The organism is Bradyrhizobium sp. 41S5, assembly GCF_011516665.3.
Taxonomy (GTDB): Bacteria; Pseudomonadota; Alphaproteobacteria; order Rhizobiales; family Xanthobacteraceae; genus Bradyrhizobium; species Bradyrhizobium quebecense.
The window spans coordinates 7,700,712-7,714,529 of the sequence record NZ_CP083721.1 but is presented as its reverse complement, the minus strand read 5'-3'; the positions used below and the strand labels follow the sequence as shown (position 1 = coordinate 7,714,529).

Here is a 13,818-nt window from a genome sequence, read left to right as displayed (position 1 = left end):
TTGAGCGATGCTGCGGCCAATGGCAAGCCGCTGCGCGCTATCGACGCATTGGGAGATCGGAGGGGGTGGCGCTCTGCTAGCCTGCCGGCTTGGCGTCGGCCTTCGGCTTCTCAGCCTTGGGCTTCTCGGCCTTGGGCTTCGCAGCAGGCTTTGCCGCCGCCGGTTTGCCGGCAGGCTTTGCGGCGGCAGGCTTGTCCGCGGCGGGCTTCGCAGCTGCGGCATCCGGCTTGGCGTTGGCGTGGCGTACGGGCTTGGCCGCCGGCTTGTTATCCGACTTGGAGCTATCCAACTTGGAGGCGCTCTTGCTGTCACCCTTGGCGTCATCAGCCGCATCGGACTTCTTGCCGGCGACACGGGTGTGCTTGCCCTTGCCGCGCTTGGCCGGCTGCAGCTTCTCGGTGTCGGCCTCGACCGCGGCGATCAAGGCAGCTCCGGTCTTGGTCGGTCCCGTATAAACCACGACCGGTTCGGACGCCGCCGCCGGTTGCGCCAGCAGTTCGGCCGGCTTTGTCGGCATCGCGGCCTGCAGGCCCGAGGCGAAGAAGCTCACGCCACTGTCGCCGTTGGTGCTCGTGCCGGCGTTCGCGACGGTGTCTTCTCCGTCCTCGTCGCTGCCGGGCCGCTTGTGCTTGGCGCCGCACATCTCCTCGCGCAGGTTTGGCGGGGTGGAATCGATCGGCACCAGATTGTCGACGGTGCCGAGCGAGGGCCGCAGCCACGCCAGCCCGTTGTTGGCAAAGCCGCGATCCAAAAGCTGCGCGGCGCGGATCGCGCGCATGCGGCCCGAGGAGGCGCCGAGCACCACGGCGATCAGCCGTTTGCCGTCGCGCGTCGCCGACGCCACGAGATTGTAGCCGGAGGCGCAGATGAAGCCGGTCTTGAAGCCGTCGGCGCCGGGATAGCGCCCGATCAGCTTGTTGAAGTTCTGGGTGATGCGGCGGCCGAAGCGGATCGACGGGATGTGGACGAAATACTCGTATTCCGGCAGGTCGCGGATGATGGCGCGGGCGAGGATCGCCATGTCGCGCGCCGAGGTGATCTGGCCGTCGGCGGGCAGGCCGTTCGGGTTGACGTAGCTCGTTTGCGTCATGCCGAGCTTCTGAGCGGTCTCGTTCATCATCCCGGCAAAGCCGTCGATCGAACCGCCGACGCCCTCGGCCAGCACCACGGCCATGTCGTTGGCCGACTTCACCAGCATCATCTTCAGCGCATTGTCGACGGTGACCTGGGTGCCGGGCCGGAAGCCCATCTTCGAGGGCGATTGCGACGATGCGGTCGGCGACACCGTGAGCAGCGTGTCGAGCGACACGCGACCGTCCTTCACCGCCTTGAGCGTCACATAGGCGGTCATCAGCTTGCTGAGCGAAGCCGGGTACCACGGCATCGTCGCATTGTCGGCCTGCAGCACCTTTCCGGTATCGGCCTCGACCACCAGCAGCGCTTCGGCTCGCGCCATCTGCGGCGCTGCGATGACGAGCATCGCGACGGCCAGAATCGATTTCAGTGACGGGCGCAGCGGGCAAGGAAAATACACGACGGTTCCGGTCCTTTGAGACCCGCCTTCAAGAAGGAGGTCTTGCGATGTGACGTACGGGTTTCAAGCGTGTCCGGCGCCGCATTGCGGCGATGCAAACCTATACCGGCTTGCCAGCTGAGAACAGAGGCCAGCCGACTATATCGTGGACGAAATCGGCCGAATTTCGGCAGCCGCCTCAATTGGAAAGGGGAGAATTATGGTGCCTCGATGCCGGCGCCGGCCTGTTCCTGGACCATGAACTGGGCCCGCGCGAGGTCGGCAAAACGCCCGCCTTTCGCCACCAGTTCATCGAAAGTTCCGCTTTCGATCACCCGTCCCTGGTCGAACAACAGGATGCGGGTTGCGTAGCGGATGGTCGAGAGACGGTGCGCGATCACGAACGTGGTGCGGCCCTTCATCACTTCGTCGAGAGCAGCATTCACCTTGGCCTCGGTGACGGCGTCAAGCGCGCTGGTCGCCTCGTCGAGGATCAGGATCGGCGGATCCTTGAGCAGCGCACGCGCAATCGACAGCCGCTGCCGCTCGCCGCCGGACAGCATGCGGCCGCGCTCGCCGGCATGGGTGTCGAACTTCTTTTCGCTGCGCTCGATGAAATCCAGCGCCTGCGCGCGCGCCGCGGCGGTACGCAGCTCCTCATCGGTCGCATCGGGCTTGCCGACACGCAGATTGTCGGCGAGCGAGCGGTTGAACAACAGCGCCTCCTGGAACACCACGCCGATGTTCCGCCGCAGCGCCGTCAGCTTCAGCGCGCGTATATCCATACCGTCGATCTTGATGATGCCGGATTGCGGATCGAACGCCCGATGCAGCAGCGCGATCGCGGTGGATTTGCCGGCGCCGGTCGAGCCGACCAGCGCGATGGTCTGGCCCGGCAATGCGGTGAAGGTGAGGTCCTCGATCGCCGGCCGCTTGCCGTCATAGGAAAACGAGACGTCGTTGAATTCGACCAGCCCGGACAGCCGGCCGGGATCGACGGCGCCGGGCCGGTCGCGCACCGCCGGCACAGCATCGAGCACGTCGAAGAATTCCTGCAGGCGCGGCGCTTCCATGAACACATTGTTGATGAAGCTCACCACCTGCTCGAGCTTCTGGATCAGCATGGTGGCGAACGAGACGAACATCACGATCTCGCCGACCGTGGTGAGGCCTTCATTGTGAAGCGCGATGCCGACGGTGAAGATGGCGAGCACCGTGATGGTGGTCGAGGCGCGCGTGATCACGGTGACCAGCGCCCACCATGACAGCACCGGCATCTGCACCGCGAGCAGCTTGTCGGCGACGTAGCGCAGGCCCTGCACCTCGGAATCGATCCGCACGAAGCTCTGCACCAGCGCGACATTGCCGAGCGCGTCGGAGGCGCGCGCCGAGAGGTCGCTGTAATAGGCCTCGACCTCGCTCTGCATGCCGTAGGTCTTGCGCACCACCAGCGTGGTCAGCACGGTGAACACGACGCAAAGCGCGAACAGCAGGATCGCCAGCCGCCAGTTGATGTAGAGCGCGAGCGGCAGCAGCACGATCAGCGACATGATGGCGGCGAAATGCTCGCGGAAGAAGCCGAGCCAGAGCCGCCACAGCGCATCGGTGCCGTTCAGCATCACCTTCATCAGCCGCCCGGAATGGGTACCGGAGTGGAAGGTCAGCGGCAGCTGCAGGATGTGCTCGAAATAATCCGTCAGCACCGCCTGGCGCTGGCGATGCGCCAGCCGGTCGGCCTGCAGTGCCACGATCGCGCTGCAGGCGATCGTGAACAGGCCGAACGCCGCCCAGGCCGCGAGCAGCGGCCATGCCGAGGAGGTCGCGAACAGCCCGGTGACCGGCCGGCCCGACAGCACGTCGACAATCTTGCCGAACAGCACCGGCTCGGCGAATTGCGCGCCGGCGAGCAGCATGTTGGCGGCGGCGAGGATCCAGCCGAGCCGCGCCTCCTTGCCGAGCAGTTCGAGGACGCGGGTATAGAGGCGAAGCATGGACATGCCGGCGGGACTCGTCAGCGGTGGGCGCCCGGTCAGGCGGGACGCAATTTAATCAGGGTTCGGGATGCAGGGCCAGCGGGCGATGGCCGCTTCTGGCGTTATCCAACTCATCGATTCTGCTGCGAGCATCCCGTCATGCGAGGAGCGGCAGCGACGAAGCAATCCATCTGTCTTGTGTTCGGCGACAATGGATTGCTTCGCTTCGCTCGCAATGACGTCGATAGGGAGGCCTAGGTCGTGTGGACTCTAGGGATTCCCTTTTAGGAGCAAATCAGATTCAAGGCTGCCTTTGGGGAGGCAGTCTTGGGTGTGCTGGACCGTTTGGTTTTGAGCGATGCGGCATGGGAACGAATGGCGCCTCTGATTATAGGTCCTGACCAGAAAGGCTCGACCGGGCGCGACAATCGGATGTTCGTGGAAGGCGTGCTTTGGATCGTTCGTACGGGCGCTCCCTGGCGTGATCTGCCTGAAGCATTCGGGACTGGAACAGCGTCTTCCGTCGCTTCAGTCGTTGGAGCCTCAAGGGAGTTTGGTGGCGGATATTCGAGGTGATGTCCGATGATCCGGACTTCGAATATCTGATCGTCGATTCCACCATCGTCCGAGCCCACCAGCACGCTGCCGGGGCCAAAAAAGGGGGTCTGAAGATCAGGCGATCGGCCGCTCGCGCGGTGGTCTGAGCACCAAGATTCACATGGCCGTTCGGGGCTTGGGATGTCCCGTACGGTTCACGCTGAGCGCAGGTCAGAAGGGCGATGCGCCACAAGCGGCTGCTTTGCTCGAGGGATTACCAGCCGAGGTCGTCATGGCCGATACAGCCTATGACGCCGATCATTTGCGCCAAGCCATCGCCGCCAAGGGAGCACTCGCCGTCATCCCCAACAATCCGTCACGGGCACTCAAATATCCGCTCGACAAGCATCTCTATGCCCAGCGTCATCTCGTGGAGTGCTGCTTCTCAAAACTCAAGCAATTCCGCCGCGTCGCAACCCGCTTCGAAAAGACCGCCCGAAATTACCTTGCCGTCGTTACCATCGCAGCCACCGTCCTATGGATGCGGTAAGTGTCCACACGACCTAGTTCACCAGCCGGCCATCGATCGGCGGCAGGAATTGGTCGTCGAAGATGTCGGCAGCGTGCGGCCGCTTCTGGAATTTGAAGTCCTCCGCGAGCTGGTCGACCGACCGCTCGAAGCGCTCCGGCTTGATGCCACCGAGGCCGTTGCGCTTCACCTCGCCGGTCAAGATGTTGTCGCGGATGATGGCGCCCAGCCGCTCGAGCTCCAGATCGCGCGAACCGCCATCCATCCGGCTCGCCACCTCGCCGGCGGCGCGGGCCGAGTCCTTGACGGCGAGGTTGGTGCCGCCGATCACCGCGCGCACGAAGCCTTTGACCGCGTCCGGCTTCGCCGCGGCAAGGCGCGGGCTGACGATCACGGCGAAGCCGTAGGCCTCGCAGCCATAGTCGGCGAAGCGCAGCACCGCGAGATCATCGGCAGGCACGCCGCGATCGCGCAAGTTGATCGCCGAGAGATAGGAGAAGCCGGTGACGGCATCGACCTGGCCCGCGGAAAGCATCGGCTCGCGCACCGCGGCGCTGATCGTGTTCTGCTTCACGCTCGCAAGCTTGATGCCGTTCTGCCTGGCGACCGCGGGCCACAGCCGGATCGACAGGTCGCCCTCGGCGACGCCGAGGTTCTTGCCCTGGATGTCGGCCAGCGCGTTGATGCCGCGGCTCTTGCGGGCAATGATCGCATAAGGCGCCTGGTTGAAGAGCACGAACACCGCCTTGACGGGGACAGCACCAGGCTTGTCGCGAAAGCGGATCAGCGCGTTGACGTCGACGAGGGCGAAATCGCTCGAGCCGTCGGCGACGCGCGCGATCGCATCCGCCGAACTGGTGGCGACGTTGGTGCCGACCGCAAGGCCCTCGGCGCTGAACAGGCCGCCGGCCGACGCCATCACGAAGGGGGCCGCGGCAGCATCAAGCGGACGGTCGAGCGTGAACTGGATGGTGAGTGGCTGCGGCGCATCGCCGGCGCGCAGCGGCGTGACGGCCGGCCACACGCCGCCCGAAAGGCCGATCATGCCGGCCAGTATCCAGCGGAGAACGGTGGTCCGACTTACCTGCATCATGACATCCGGGAGGCGAGACAAAGTGCCGCGCCGGCTGCGCCTGCTTCATGACATCGAATGCGCCAGGGCAGGGTGCAATTCAAGCATCAATTTCAAGCGTATCTGCGGGCCATCCTGCCCCAGGCAAGGTGAACAGCCGATGACTGCCATGATTTAACCCCAGGTTGTTCAGCTTGCCTTCGGTTTGGGGAACCTAATCTAGGGGTAGTGATTAGCTCACCAGGGCCCGTCGGGCCGGCTTCCACAAAGGATGACTGCAATGTTTGCGCGAAGGGGTGTTTTTTCGTCCATTGGCCGCGCAGCCACATTGGCAACGGTTGCCGCGGTGGCGTTGACGGCCGTTGAGCCGACGATGGCGTTCGCAGGCTCTGCTCCGGCGGGCAAGGCGGCCGCTGTGGCCACATCGCACGGCACGAGCGGCGCAACCGACATCAGCGCGCGCCGACGCTACTATCGTGGCGGTGGCGGCGGCGCGGCCGCTGCGGCTGCGTTCGCCGGGATCGTCGGCACGGGTCTGGCGATCGCCGCAGCCCAGAACCGTCGCGACTATTACGACTCCTATGGCTACTACGGCGGCCCGGCCTATTATGGCGGCGGACCGTACTATGGTTATCACGGCTATTACGGGCGCCGCTCGGCACTGCCCTATACGCCGTACTGATACCGTCATCGGTTCGCAGAACTGTCACAAAGCATCGAATCCACCGGCTGCGAGGCCGGTGGATTTTTCGTTGTCGGCTCGCCCGTTAACACGCTGGCGATGTGTTTCGATTAGGCTCGCAGGATGAGTGATTCGATCGAGCGGCTTTACCAGGCGGTGATCGTGGCCAAGGATCTTGATCCGGCTACGTCGCGCACGGCACGGCTGTTCCAGCGCGGGCCGGCCAAGATGGCCAAGAAGCTCGCCGAGGAAGCGGTCGAGGTCGTGATCGACGCCGTCAGCGGCAAGCCGGACGCCGTCGTCCGCGAGAGCGCGGACCTGCTCTACAATCTCACCGTTCTGTGGGCATCGGCCGGCGTGAAGCCGGGGGATGTGTGGCGCGAGATGGAGCGGCGCGAGCGCCTGCTCGGGATCGCCGAGAAGCTGCCGAAGTCGCCCGTCAAGCTACCCAAGACCGCGCCCGTTCCGGTGGTTCGGCGTCGAATTGTCGCGCTGGAGAACCGGCTGCGCAAACGGCAGTCGTAAATCAACCAAATTCGATCCATTCCCGGCATGGACAAATCCGCTCCATGATGGTTCATCGCGCCCATGTTGAAACGGATTTACGACTGGTGCGTCGCGGCGGCCGACAAGCCCTACGCACTCTGGATTCTCGCCGCCGTCGCCTTCGCCGAGAGCTCCTTCTTCCCGATCCCTCCTGACATCATGCTGTTGCCGATGTCGTTGGCGCGGCCGAAGCGGGCCTGGTGGTTCGCGGCCGTCTGCACCGTCGCGTCCGTCGCCGGCGGCGTGCTCGGCTACGCGATCGGCGCGCTGCTCTACGACTCGCTCGGGCAGTGGCTGATCCATCTCTATGGCCTGTCCGACAAGGTCGACGCGTTCCGCGCCTCCTATGCCGAGTGGGGTGCCGTGATCATCCTCGTGAAGGGGCTGACGCCGATCCCCTACAAGCTCGTGACGATCACGTCGGGCTTTGCCGGCTACAGCATCGGGCTGTTCATCCTGTGCTCAATCGTCGCACGCGGCGGCCGCTTCTTCTTTGTCGCGGTGCTGCTCAATCGCTATGGCGATGTCATCCGTGCCGAGCTCGAGAAGCGGCTTGGCCTGTGGGTCGCGATCGGCGCGATCGTGCTGGTGCTGGGCTTTGTTGTCGCATTCAAGCTGATCTGACCAAAGTTCTAGCTGTTCGCGTCTTTGCTCGCGGACGGCTTCGGACTACGGTCGCTGCGTTGGCTGATGGAATCGACGACCGGTGAATCTCGCGAGACTCAATCCCGCCAAGGCGTGCGTTGCGATGGCGGGCCTTGCGCTGTCAATGGCGCTGCCTGCGACCGACAGCGCACGGGCGCAGACTGCGCCGCCCGCGCTCGGTGTGCAGTCGCAGCCTGTTGAGTCTCAACCGCAACAGATCGAGTTGCTGCCGGCGCCGGTCGAGCGTGAGAATCCCGGGCTGATCAACGAAATCGGAAAGCTGTTCGAGAAGTCGAAGTCGGTGCTGCCACAGCTGAAGAGCCCCAGCGAGACCATCAACGATCTGTCGAACATCGCGCGCCCCTCGACGATGGTGACCGGGCGCGCAGCCTGCGTGGTGGCCTCGAACGGCGCGCCGGATTGCAAGATCGGCGCCGACCGGCTGTGCCAGAGCAAGGGGTTCAAGGAGGGCAAGAGCATCGATACCGACGCCTCCGAGAAATGCTCGCCGCTGGTCTATCTGCCGGGCCACAAGCGCGGGCCGAACGACTGCAAGACGGAAAATTTCGTGACACGGGCGGTCTGCCAATAGAGGCGGTCGAAACTGCGTCTGGGATGCCAGATCCGCCCGAAAACACGACATCTGGGTGAGGTTTTGTCATCCTTATTGCAGCGCCGTAACGCAATACTTGACACTGGAAAGATTGCCTTGTTGGTATGACGGTCAGCATTCGAGACCAACCAACTTGAGGATCCGCCGCCAATGTCCATGCCTGCTCTGTTCAAGGGCCGCCTGTCTCTTCCCGTGATCGGGGCACCGCTGTTCATCATCTCGGTGCCCGACCTCGTCATCGCCCAGTGCAAGGCCGGTGTAGTCGGCTCGTTTCCGTCGCTGAACGCGCGGCCGCCGGAACTGCTCGACGAATGGCTGTACCGGATCAAGGAAGAGCTTGCCGCCTACGACAAGGCGCATCCGGAGCGGCCTTCAGCGCCGTTCGCAGTGAACCAGATCGTGCACAAGTCGAACAACCGGCTCGATCACGACATGGCGCTTTGCGAGAAGCACAAGGTGCCGATGATCATCTCCTCGCTCGGCGCGCGCGAGGAGCTGAACCAGGCCGTCCACGGCTGGGGCGGCATCGTGTTCCACGACGTGATCAACCAGAAGTTCGCGCACAAGGCGATCGAGAAGGGCGCCGACGGCCTGATCCTGGTCGCGGCCGGCGCCGGCGGTCATGCCGGCACGTTGTCGCCGTTCCCGTTCGTGTCGGAGACGCGGCAGTGGTTCGACGGGCCGATCGCACTCTCGGGCACCATCGCCAACGGACGCGCCATTCGCGCGGCGCGCATCATCGGCGCCGACTTCGCCTATATCGGCTCCGCCTTCATCGCAACCAAAGAGGCAAATGCGGTCGAGGGCTACAAGAGCATGATCACGAATTCGTCCGCCGAGGACATAGTCTACTCCAATCTGTTCACCGGCGTGCACGGCAATTACCTGAAGCCGTCGATCGTCGCCGCCGGCATGGATCCGGAAAACCTGCCGACCTCCGATCCTTCGAAGATGAGCTTCGGCACCGACGCGTCGGGCGAGCGCGCCAAGCCGAAGGCCTGGAAGGAGATCTGGGGCTCCGGCCAGGGCGTCGGCAGCATCTCCAAGGTGGTGCCCGCGGCCGAGCTGATCGCCCGCTTCAAGAAAGAGTATGACGAAGCAGTCGATCCGGCGCTTGGTTGATGGAGCCGATCTTTCGCGTTGACGGCGACCGCGTCGTCACCAGTCCCGATGCCGCGGGTCCATGGGACCCGCGGATGCAGCACGGTTCCGCGCCGGCCGCGCTGGTGGTATGGGCCGCAGAAGCCATCCCCACGCCGGTGCCGATGCGGATCGCGCGGGTCACGATCGACCTGATGCGTCCGGTGCCGGTGGCGCCGCTGACGGTCTCGAGCGAGATCCTGCGCGACGGCCGCAAGATCCAGCTCTGCGGCGTCAGACTTTTCGCCGACGGCGTTCTCGTCGTCTCGGCCACCGTGCTGAAGATCAAGCAGCAGGCGGCCGAGCTGCCGCCGGATGTCGCAGCCGTTCCGGTCGATCTGCCGGGCCCCGACGAAAGTATCGTCGAGCCGGGCAATCTCGCGAACAGTCCGTTCGTGAAAAACATCTCGATGCGCGCCGCGCGCGGCCGCTTCGGCGTGCTGGGCCCGGGCGCGATCTGGTTCCGCATCAACCAGCCGCTGATCGCGGGCGTCGCCGTCTCGCAGGCGATGCGCGCAGTGGTCGCCTCGGATTTCTCCAACGGCGTTTCGCCGGTTCTCGATTTCAGCCGGTGGACTTTCATCAACGCCGATCTCACCGTGAGCCTTGCGCGCGAGCCGGTCGGCGACTGGGTTCTGCTCGACAGCGAGTCCTGGATAGGTCCTGACGGCGCAGGGCTTGCGATGTCGCGGCTTGCCGACCAGCGCGGCTATTTCGGCCGTACCGTCCAGAGCCTGGTGATCGAGCCGCGCTAGACCGCGCAGCGGATTGCGTCAAAACGGCGTGCGCTCGAACCGAAATCCTCCCTCAGAAATAGGCCCGCCGGGAACCTATTGATGCTGTGCCGCTTTATTAGCGGTGAGGGGGAGTTATGAGTTCATTTCAAGCGCCGAGCGACATTGCGAAAACCGGGATCTGGGGACTCGACGATATCCTGTCGGGAGGGTTCTCCCGTGGGCACGTGTTCCTGATCGAGGGCGCCCCCGGCACCGGCAAAACCACGATGGCTTTGCAGTTCCTGCGGGAAGGCATGCGGGCTGGCGAGAAATGTCTCTACATCACCCTGTCCGAGACCGAGCGGGAGCTGCGGGGGGGCGCCGCCTCGCATGGCTGGTCGCTCGATGGCATCGACATATTCGAGTTGCTGCCGCCCGAAAGCCTGCTCGATTCCGAACAGCAGCAGAGCCTGTTGTATTCGTCGGACCTTGAACTCGGCGAAACCACCAAGCAGATATTCGAAGTAGTGGAGCGCGCCCGGCCGAGCCGCGTCGTGCTCGACAGCCTTTCCGAGATCAGGCTGCTGGCGCAAAGCTCGCTGCGCTATCGCCGGCAGATTCTCGCGATCAAGCATTACTTCGCAAAGTTCAATACCACGGTGATGCTGCTTGACGATCTGACCGCCGAGCTTGCCGACAAGACGGTGCACAGTATTGCGCACGGCGTGGTCCGGCTCGAGGAATTGGCGCCGGCCTATGGCGCGGAGCGGCGGCGGGTGCGCGTCACGAAATACCGCGGCGCCAAATTCCGCGGCGGCTATCACGACGCGACCATCACGACCGGCGGGGTCAACGTGTTTCCAAGGCTGGTCGCCTCCGAGCACCGCAAGGGATTTCAACGCGGGCAGTTATCGAGCGGGATCGTTGAACTGGACCAGCTTCTAGGCGGGGGTATCGACAAGGGTTCAAGTACGCTGGTGCTCGGGCCGGCCGGCACCGGCAAGTCGCTTGCCGTGATCGTCTTTGTCGTCGCCGCGATCGCGCGCGGCGAGAAGGCCGCGATGTTTGTGTTCGACGAAGAGCTTGGCCTGCTGTACGCGCGCATGAAGGAAATGGGCATCGACCTCGAAGAGATGCAGCGAACGGGAAATCTGTTCGTCGAACAGGTTGACGCCGCCGAATTGTCACCTGGCGAATTTGCGCATCGCGTGCGCCGGCGGGTCGACGAGGACGCGATCAAGACCGTCGTGATCGACAGCCTCAACGGCTATCAGGCGGCGATGCCCGAGGAGAATTCACTGATCCTGCACATGCACGAACTGCTGCAGTACCTCAATCGGCAGGGCGCCGCGACCTTCATGACGGTGGCGCAGCACGGCCTGGTCGGCGACATAAAGGCACCAATCGACGTCACCTATCTCGCCGATTCGGTGATTCTGCTGCGCTACTTCGAGGCGATGGGCAAAGTGAGGCGCGCGATGTCGGTCATCAAGAAGCGCAGCGGCACGCACGAGAACACGATCCGCGAATATCGCATCAGTCACCGGGGTCTGACGATCGGTGCGCCGCTGGACGGCTTCCAGGGCGTGCTGCGCGGCGTTCCGATCTATGTCGGGGAGGGCCAGCCCCTGTTGCAGGAGGGCCTTGAGTGAAGCCGGGCGTATCGTCGGAGCGCGCCATCATTCTCGCGCCCACCGGACGCGACGCCTCTGTTGCTGCCGCGCTGATCAAGGAGGCGGGCTATTACGCCAACACGTGTGCGGATATTGCCGGGCTGATGCATGAGATCGAAGGCGGCGCCGGGCTCGCCGTGATCGCCGACGAGGCGATCAAGACCGCGGACCTGCGAGGGTTGGTGAGTTGGCTCAACGATCAGCCCCCATGGTCGGATTTTCCGATCGTGTTGTTGACGCGCCAGGGCGGCGGCCCCGAGCGCAACCCGGACGCGATGCGGCTCGGGCAAATTCTCGGCAACGTCACCTTCATCGAACGTCCGTTCCATCCGACCACGCTGGTGAGCATCGTCGGCTCTGCGGTCCGGGCCCGGCGCCGGCAGTATGAGACCCGCGGCATTCTGGAAGATCTCACCGCAAGCGAGAGCCTGCTGCAGACCGCGATGAATGCGGGTCATCTCGGCGCACTGGAATTGCGTCTTCCCGATTTCGAACTGGAGGCTTCCAGCACCTGCAAATCCTATTTCGGGCGGGACAGCGGTGCGCCGTTCACTTATCAGGATTTGCTGGGGGCCGTGCATCCCGACGACCGGGAGAGGCGGCACGCGATTTTGCAGGACACCGTCGACACCGGCCGGGACTACCGCATCGAGTACCGCGTGATCTGGCCGGATGGCTCGCAACATTGGGTCGACGTTCGGGCCCGCGCGGTGCGCCATCGCGACGGCACCATCAAATCGCTGGTCGGCGTGTGCTCCGACATCACCGCGCGCAAGACGGCCGAGATCGAGCGCGAAACCCTCCTGGCGCAGCTTGCGGCCGAGCGCACCGCGCTCGCGGATCTGACCGCGACGCTCGAACAGCGCGTCGAGCAGCGCACCACCGACCTGATGAAGGAAGTCGCCGCACGCGAAAGAGCCCAGGAGCAATTGCGGCAGGCGCAGAAGATGGAGGCGATCGGCCAGCTCACCGGCGGCGTCGCGCACGACTTCAACAATCTGCTGATGGCGGTGATGGGAAATCTCGATCTGTTGCGAAAGCGGATGCCCGGCGATCCGCGCCTGCACCGTCTGGTCGATGGCGCGCTGCAGGGGGCCGAGCGTGGTGCGTCGCTGACGCAGCGGTTGCTTGCATTTGCGCGCCAGCAGGATCTTCGCGCGGTGCCGGTCGATCTCGGTGCGCTGGTACGCGACATGGGCAATCTGCTGGAGCGCTCGCTCGGACCGCGCGTTGCGCTGCGGCTGGATATTCCCGAGGAGTTGCCGCCGGCCTCTGTCGATACCAACCAGCTCGAGCTTGCGATCCTCAACCTTGCCATCAACGCGCGCGACGCGATGCCGGATGGCGGCGCGATCGACATCAGGCTCGCAGCCTGGCAAGCCAGGAACGATCCGACGCTGCGGCCCGGCAATTATCTGAAATTGTCGGTGGTCGACACCGGCATCGGCATGGCGGCCGATGTCCTGAAGCGGGCGATCGAGCCGTTCTTCTCGTCCAAGCCGGTCGGCAAGGGCACCGGGCTCGGCCTGTCGATGGTGCACGGCCTTGCGGTGCAACTCGGCGGCGCGCTGCAACTGGCGAGTACGGTGGGCAAGGGCACCACAGCGACCCTGGTGCTGCCGGTCGCCACGTCGGCGCCGGCCCCGGCGAGCCCCGCGCCGGCGCCGCAAGCGATGAAGCGTACCGCGGTGATCCTGCTGGTCGACGACGATCCGCTGATCGCAATGTCGACCGCGGAAATGCTGGAGGACCTCGGCCATCGCGTGATCAGCGCCAATTCGGGGCCGCATGCGCTCGATATTCTCAGGAGCGATCAGCCGATCGACCTGATGATGACCGATCACATGATGCCCGGCATGACCGGCGTCGAGCTAGCCACCGTCTCGCGCCAGGTCCGCCCACAACTTCCGGTGCTGCTCGCCACCGGCTATGCCGATCTGTCCGACGGCACTCAGGTCGACCTGCCGCGGCTGGCCAAGCCCTACCATCAGGATCAGCTGCGCGAGCAGCTCGATCATCTGCTGGGGCAGGGGGCAGCGAGTGACCAGCACGCTGTCGGTGCGGGTGTCCGTGCTTTTTCACCGTCACCCTGAGGAGCCGCGAAGCGGCGTCTCGAAGGGCGACGGCCCGGCTGCCGCCGCGATGAGCCGAGACGGATGCTGAACTATCGGGGCCGCGC

Annotated in this window: 11 protein-coding genes and 1 pseudogene; 9 read left to right on the top strand and 3 right to left on the bottom strand. The window is 64.6% G+C overall.

Annotated features, from left to right (window positions below; genetic code table 11):
- Positions 1-76: 76 nt before the first annotated feature.
- Both HAP47_RS36970 and HAP47_RS36965 read right to left on the bottom strand, forming a co-directional pair.
- On the bottom strand, positions 77-1,480 hold the full coding sequence (locus HAP47_RS36970) for a D-alanyl-D-alanine carboxypeptidase family protein (protein WP_173643953.1): 1,404 nt from the start codon (positions 1,478-1,480) through the stop codon (positions 77-79).
- A 251-nt stretch (positions 1,481-1,731) separates the two neighbouring features.
- Positions 1,732-3,510: a glucan ABC transporter ATP-binding protein/ permease gene (locus HAP47_RS36965; protein ID WP_173643793.1), complete on the bottom strand. Its 1,779-nt coding sequence runs from the start codon at positions 3,508-3,510 to the stop codon at positions 1,732-1,734.
- A gap of 303 nt (positions 3,511-3,813) precedes the next feature.
- Between HAP47_RS36965 and HAP47_RS36960 the strand changes: the two are divergent.
- Positions 3,814-4,573 (top strand): annotated as a pseudogene (locus HAP47_RS36960) (IS5 family transposase).
- Between the two features lie 13 nt (positions 4,574-4,586).
- On the opposite strand, the gene HAP47_RS36955 reads toward HAP47_RS36960, so the two are convergent.
- Positions 4,587-5,642, bottom strand: coding sequence for an ABC transporter substrate-binding protein (locus HAP47_RS36955; protein ID WP_173643794.1), 1,056 nt, complete (start codon positions 5,640-5,642; stop codon positions 4,587-4,589).
- A gap of 262 nt (positions 5,643-5,904) precedes the next feature.
- Here HAP47_RS36955 and HAP47_RS36950 point away from each other — a divergent pair, with 262 nt between their 5' ends.
- The 8 genes from HAP47_RS36950 (at position 5,905) to HAP47_RS36915 (ending at position 13,732) form a co-directional block, all read left to right on the top strand.
- Positions 5,905-6,306, top strand: a complete 402-nt coding sequence (locus HAP47_RS36950) for a hypothetical protein (RefSeq protein WP_173643795.1) — start codon at positions 5,905-5,907, stop codon at positions 6,304-6,306.
- 123 nt (positions 6,307-6,429) lie between these two features.
- A complete protein-coding gene (gene hisE / locus HAP47_RS36945; protein WP_173643796.1) occupies positions 6,430-6,831 on the top strand; it encodes a phosphoribosyl-ATP diphosphatase in 402 nt (133 codons plus the stop codon).
- A 63-nt stretch (positions 6,832-6,894) separates the two neighbouring features.
- A complete protein-coding gene (locus HAP47_RS36940) occupies positions 6,895-7,476 on the top strand; it encodes a YqaA family protein (RefSeq protein ID WP_173643797.1) in 582 nt (193 codons plus the stop codon).
- A 124-nt stretch (positions 7,477-7,600) separates the two neighbouring features.
- Complete coding sequence (locus HAP47_RS36935; RefSeq protein ID WP_173643954.1) at positions 7,601-8,089, top strand: hypothetical protein; 489 nt, start codon at positions 7,601-7,603, stop codon at positions 8,087-8,089.
- Between the two features lie 171 nt (positions 8,090-8,260).
- Complete coding sequence (locus tag HAP47_RS36930) at positions 8,261-9,232, top strand: NAD(P)H-dependent flavin oxidoreductase (protein ID WP_173643798.1); 972 nt, start codon at positions 8,261-8,263, stop codon at positions 9,230-9,232.
- Positions 9,232-10,005 carry a thioesterase family protein gene (locus HAP47_RS36925; protein WP_173643799.1) on the top strand — a complete coding sequence of 258 codons (774 nt, stop codon included), beginning with the start codon at positions 9,232-9,234 and terminating at the stop codon, positions 10,003-10,005. Before HAP47_RS36930 ends, HAP47_RS36925 begins: the two co-directional genes overlap by 1 nt.
- Positions 10,006-10,121: 116 nt before the next feature.
- On the top strand, positions 10,122-11,618 hold the full coding sequence (locus HAP47_RS36920) for an ATPase domain-containing protein (RefSeq protein ID WP_173643800.1): 1,497 nt from the start codon (positions 10,122-10,124) through the stop codon (positions 11,616-11,618).
- Complete coding sequence (locus tag HAP47_RS36915) at positions 11,615-13,732, top strand: ATP-binding protein (protein WP_173643801.1); 2,118 nt, start codon at positions 11,615-11,617, stop codon at positions 13,730-13,732. The genes HAP47_RS36920 and HAP47_RS36915 overlap by 4 nt, the downstream gene beginning before the upstream one ends.
- Positions 13,733-13,818 lie beyond the last annotated feature (86 nt).